Origin of the sequence: Stenotrophomonas thermophila, from assembly GCF_001499715.1 — a bacterium.
In the GTDB taxonomy this organism is placed as follows: Bacteria; Pseudomonadota; Gammaproteobacteria; order Xanthomonadales; family Xanthomonadaceae; genus Stenotrophomonas; species Stenotrophomonas hibiscicola.
The window spans coordinates 1-5,034 of sequence record NZ_CVIW01000052.1 but is presented as its reverse complement, the minus strand read 5'-3'; the positions used below and the strand labels follow the sequence as shown (position 1 = coordinate 5,034).

The window sequence follows — 5,034 nt, the reverse complement described above, 5'->3', positions numbered from 1 at the left end:
CACCACCACGCGGCCGGTATCGGCGAAGAACCAGATCTTGCGCGGATGGATGCCGCACAGGTCCTCGGCGATGATCGGGATATGCTCGGCCTGCAGGTACTGGCGCACGAACTCGGCGTTACGGGTACCGACCGGATTGCTGGTGAATCCCTTGAGCACGTTGGCGCCGCCGAACACCTTGGCCTCGATGCGCTTGCGGTGGGCGCCGCGCTTGAGCATGTCGTTGATCAGCAGTTCCATCGCGTAGCTGCCGTAACGCGCGGGCGCGCCGTCGCCGGCATTGCCCTCGGGGAGCAGGAAATGGTTCATGCCACCGATCTTCAGTACCGGGTCCCGCAGGCAGGCCGCCACGCAGGAACCCAGCGTGGTGGTCAGCGCGGTGGTGTCGTCCACCACCAGGTACTGGGTCGGCAGCAGCTTGGCGGCAATGGTCTGGAAGCGCGCATCCTGGTAGCGCATCACATCGTCGGTACGCAGCGAGGCGTTCATGCACCGGCCTTTGCCGCGCGGCGGTACAGGGTGCGGCCACAGGGCTGGATCAGGTCGGCGGCGTGCAGGTAGTTCTCCGAGTGTCCGGTGTAAAGCAGGCCGTCATCGGCCAGGTGCTGTACCAGCCGGCCGAGGATCGCGCGCTGGGTTGGCTTGTCGAAGTAGATCATCACGTTGCGGCAGAACAACGCATCGAACGGGCCGCCGACGTCGTAGCGCGGGGCAAGCAGGTTCAGTGGGCGGAACTCGATCAGCTCGCGCAGTGCCGGCAGCACGCGGCACTGGCCCTCGTTGGGGCCGCTGCCGCGCTGGAAGTAGCGCCGGCGCAGGTCCGGGTCGAGGTTGGTCACACGGTCGATGTTGTAGACACCTCGGCCGGCGGTGGCCAGCACCTGGGTGTCGACGTCGGTGGCGATGATGCGCACCGGCGGCTTCAGCGTACCGAAGGCCTCACAGGCGGTAATCGCCATTGAATAGGGTTCTTCGCCGGTGGACGCTGCGCACGACCACAACAGCAGCGGCGTGCGGCTGGAGCGCTGCTGCAGCTCCTCGCGCAGCTTGTCGAAGTGATGCGGTTCGCGGAAGAACGAGGTCAGGTTGGTGGTCAGGGCGTTGGTGAACGCCTGCCACTCGTCACCGTCTTCCTGTTCCAGATGGTCCAGGTACTGCTGGAAGCTGCGCATGCCCAGCGTGCGCAGGCGGCGCGACAGGCGGCCATAGACCATGTCGCGCTTTGCCGGCGCAAGCGCAATGCCCACGCGCTGGTAGATCAGGTCGCAGACGCGGCGGAAATCACGGTCGGCGAACTCGAATTCGCGTGGGCCGGTAACGATGGGAGTAGGACTTTGCACGGGGGACGTGTCCATCGGCGGGGGGGGGGGCCGAAGCCGCTGCGGGTGGGTCTCAGAATTCCTGCCAGTCGCTGTCGCTGGCGGCGAAGGTGCGGGCGTTGCTGCTGCGACGTACCGGCGCGGGCGTTCCGGTCGGCTGCGGACGTGCCACGGTGGTGATGCACGCCGATTCCACGCGTTCGGCGACAGCCTTCACTGCGGCGGAGACCTGGTTGTCGAGGCGGAAGATCGCCACGGCATCGGCCAGCTGCGCGGCCTGGTCTTCCATCGCACGCGCGGCGGCGGTGGCTTCCTCCACCAGCGCAGCGTTCTGCTGGGTGGTTTCGTCCATCTGCACCACGGTCTGGTTGACCTGCTCGATGCCGGCGCTCTGCTCCTGCGAAGCGGCAGAGATCTCGGCCATGATGTCGGTCACGCGCTGCACCGAGGCGACGATCTCGCCCATGGTGGCGCCAGCCTTGTGCACCAGCGCCGAGCCATCGTTGACCTTGCCGACCGAGTCATCGATCAGGCCCTTGATTTCCTTGGCGGCGGCGGCCGAGCGCTGGGCGAGGGTACGCACTTCGCTGGCAACCACGGCGAAGCCACGGCCCTGTTCGCCGGCACGGGCGGCTTCCACCGCGGCGTTCAGTGCCAGGATGTTGGTCTGGAACGCGATGCCGTCGATGACGCTGATGATCTCGGCGATTTTCTTCGACGAGGCTTCGATGGCCGACATGGTACTGACCACCTGGCCGACCACGCTGCCGCCCTGGGAGGCAACAGACTGCGCGCCGATGGCGAGCTGGTTGGCCTGGCGGGCGTGTTCGGCATTCTGGCGCACGGTGGAGGTCAGTTCCTCCATTGAGGCTGCGGTTTCTTCCAGGTTGGCGGCCTGCTGCTCGGTGCGGCGTGACAGATCACTGTTGCCGGAGGCGATCTCGCCGGCGGCGAGCGTGATGCTCGAAGCGCTGGCCTGGATCTGGCCGACGATCTGGGTCAGCTGTGCGACGGTGGTGTTGGCATCGTCGCGCATCCGTGCGAACACGCCCTGGTAGTCGCCGTGCATGCGCGCGGTCAGGTCACCTTCGGCGATGGCCGACAGCAGCTGCGAGAGCTTGCCGAGGTTGTCATCGCTGACCGCCATCATCGAGTTGAGGTTTTCCAGCATGAGACGGAAATCGTGATCGAAGCGCTGCGCGTCGCCACGGCGGCTGAAGTCGCCCGCGGCAGCGGCACTGGCCAGCTGCTTGATCTCGGCATTGATGCGGCCGAGGTTGGCCTTGACCGTGTCGACGGTGGTGGTCATTGCGGCCTTTTCGCCGGGGTAGCGCGCGATGTCGCGGCTGAGGTCGCCGACCGCGTACTGCTGCACCACGTCCAGCACATCGTGCAGGGTCTGCACGTGGCTGCCGACCAGGGCGTTGGTCTCGTGCACCATCAGCCCGTACTCGCCGGGGAAGACACTGGCGTCGATGCGGTAACTCAGTTCGCCGGCATCGTGACGGCGGGCCATTTCGCGCTGGCCGCCGATGACCGCATGCAGCTGCTGCTGCATGCCGGACATGGCCTCCAGCAGGCGACCGGGTTCGTCATGCGGCTGCGGGCCGATATGGCTGTCCAGCTTGCCATTGGCGATGCCTTCGGCGACGGCGGTAGCCTGCTTCAGCGGGCGCGCGATACGGTTGCCGATGACCCAGCTCAGGGCCAGCACGATCAGCACCAGTACACCACCGGAGATCGCCATGATGGCGGTGAACACCAGCGCCTGCCGCTGCACGTCGTCCATGTAGACGCCGCTGCTGACCACCCAGTTCCACGGCGCGAACAGGCCGGCGTAGGCGACCTTCTCGACCTCGCCCTTGCTGCCCGGCTTGGCCCATCGATAGTTGACGAAGCCACCGCCGGCCTTGGCCGCTTCGACCTGGTCGTAATAGATGCGCACGCCGTCGTCGGTGCGGAAGTCCTTCATGTCCTTGCCGACCAGGTCCTTGCGGAACGGGTGCATCAGCAGGCGGTAGCCGGTGTCGTAGATGTTGAAGTAGTACGTATCGTTCTCGGCGCGCATCACTTCCAGGGCCTGCAACGCGGCGCTCTTCGCGGCGTCCTCGCTGAGTTCGCCGGTGCCGGCCAGACGGTGGTAGTGCTGGAGGATGCCGTAGCTGAGTTCGACCTGGGTCTTCAGCGCGGTCTTGCGGGTCTCGGTGAGGTCCAGGTACTGCATGCGGGCGGCGATCACCGACAGCGCGATCACGCCGAGCGCGATGAGCAGCGTCAGCAGGTTGAGCTTGCGCCGGACGGAGAGATTGCTGAAGTAGTGTTGCCAGCGATGCAGGAGATTCATCGAGCAGGACCAGGTCGAAACGGGCGGGCGGCGCGGAGCCGGTCACGGCGGGACAAGCGGTGACAACCCCGTTATCGGCCGCTGGGGCGGGGGATTGAGGTGCGGTGTCGGAACGTATTCAGGTTTCCTTGCAGCGGCGGCTGCGGCGCTGCCTGCGGCAGGCTTCTGAAGCAACGGCAACAGCAACGGCAACAGCAACAGCAACAGCAACAGCAACAGCAACAGCAACAGCAACAGCAACAGCAACAGCAACAGCAACAGCAACAGCAACAGCGGTTGGTCGGCGCTGGATTGTCAGTAAGTGGCTGGGCCGGGGTGGGCAGGCAGGACACGCCGTAAACCCGTCCTTGGGGGCTCGATGGCGCCATCCATGGCGCCAACGGTCCTGCCTGCCCACCCCGGCCCAGCCGTCTCGGCATTTCGGTGTCGGACGGAAAGAGCGTTGGGTTTCCAGGTGGAAAGAGGGGTCAGATCCGTTTTCCTGCCGAAAACGGATCTGACCCCGGAAGCAATGCGGCTGTTGTTCTTGCTCTTGCTCTTCTTTCTTCAATCCGGGGTGGACGCGCACGGAAACTGTCCGTGGCCGGGAGGGTGGGTTGCGCAGGGGCGTAAGCGCCATGGATGGCGCGCCCGAGCCTACAGGGACGTATTCACGGCGCCCCCTGCGCAGCCCACCCTCCCGGCCAACCCTCGCTAGCCAAGCGCTTTCCGCGACCACCCCGAGGGGCTTCGCCGTTGGCTGGATATCCAGATACCCGGTAAACAAAAACGCCCCGGCGCACGGCCAGGGCGTTCTAGTACATCCGATCAGGCAGGCATCAGAATTCCTGCCAGTCCCCGTCGGCCAGTTCGGTGGCCATCGGGCGACCACCCGCGCTGCGGCGGGCGGGCGGGGCGGCCGGAGCCGGTGCCGCCGGTGCGGCAGCACGCGGGGCCGGGGCCGCGGCGCGCGCGGGGGCAGCCACGGTATCGGCCTCGTCGACCACGAAGATCGACACGGCCTCGCTGAGGTGGCCGGCCTGTTCTTCCATGGCACGGGCGGCGGCGGTGGCTTCCTCCACCAGAGCAGCATTCTGCTGCGTGGTTTCGTCCATCTGCACCACGGTCTGGTTGACCTGCTCGATGCCGGCGCTCTGTTCCTGCGATGCGGCGGAGATCTCGGCCATGATGTCGGTCACGCGCTGCACCGAGGCGACGATCTCGCCCATGGTGGCGCCAGCCTTGTGCACCAGCGCCGAACCGTCGTTGACCTTGCCGACCGAGTCGTCGATCAGGCCCTTGATTTCCTTGGCGGCGGCGGCCGAGCGCTGGGCGAGGGTACGCACTTCGCTGGCAACCACGGCGAAGCCACGGCCCTGTTCGCCGGCACGG

The 5,034-nt window shown here is 66.4% G+C and carries 5 protein-coding genes; all 5 read right to left on the bottom strand.

The window, feature by feature from the left end:
• A partial coding sequence (gene cheD / locus BN1263_RS16885; protein ID WP_058982774.1) for a chemoreceptor glutamine deamidase CheD occupies window positions 1-489 on the bottom strand: 489 nt, incomplete at its 3' end.
• Window positions 486-1,355, bottom strand: coding sequence for a CheR family methyltransferase (locus BN1263_RS16880; protein ID WP_049435029.1), 870 nt, complete (start codon window positions 1,353-1,355; stop codon window positions 486-488). The genes BN1263_RS16880 and cheD, both read right to left, overlap by 4 nt.
• Before the next feature lie 37 nt (window positions 1,356-1,392).
• Window positions 1,393-3,663 (bottom strand): methyl-accepting chemotaxis protein, encoded by a 2,271-nt coding sequence (locus BN1263_RS16875; RefSeq protein ID WP_058982771.1) that lies wholly within the window; start codon window positions 3,661-3,663, stop codon window positions 1,393-1,395.
• Window positions 3,664-3,705: 42 nt separating this feature from the next.
• Window positions 3,706-3,933 (bottom strand): hypothetical protein, encoded by a 228-nt coding sequence (locus BN1263_RS20745; protein ID WP_058982769.1) that lies wholly within the window; start codon window positions 3,931-3,933, stop codon window positions 3,706-3,708.
• A 548-nt stretch (window positions 3,934-4,481) separates the two neighbouring features.
• The coding region (locus BN1263_RS16865; RefSeq protein WP_260832986.1) for a methyl-accepting chemotaxis protein at window positions 4,482-5,034 on the bottom strand (553 nt) is incomplete at its 5' end.